This window comes from Curtobacterium sp. PsM8 (assembly GCF_030433875.1).
Classification (GTDB): Bacteria; Actinomycetota; Actinomycetes; order Actinomycetales; family Microbacteriaceae; genus Curtobacterium.
The window spans coordinates 1-260 of record NZ_JARUXD010000167.1 but is presented as its reverse complement, the minus strand read 5'-3'; the positions used below and the strand labels follow the sequence as shown (position 1 = coordinate 260).

The following is a 260-nucleotide window of genomic DNA, read 5'->3' as shown; positions in this document are numbered from 1 at the left end:
GACCGTCCGACCGGTGGGTACCGTGGCGGCGACGACCGCAGCAGTGGTGGGTACCGCGGTCGTGACGACCGTTCCGCCGGTGGGTTCCGTGGCCGCGATGACCGTGGTGGGGACCGTCCGACCGGTGGGTTCCGTGGGCGCGATGACCGTCGTGGGGACCGTCCGACCGGTGGGTACCGTGGGCGTGACGAGCGCGGCGGTGACCGTCCGACCGGTGGGTACCGTGGCGGCGACGACCGCAGCAGTGGTGGGTACCGCGG

1 pseudogene is annotated in these 260 nt (G+C 73.8%); it reads right to left on the bottom strand.

Annotated features, from left to right (window positions below):
- Positions 1-260 (bottom strand): annotated as a pseudogene (locus QCD68_RS17245) (hypothetical protein); the annotation flags it as partial.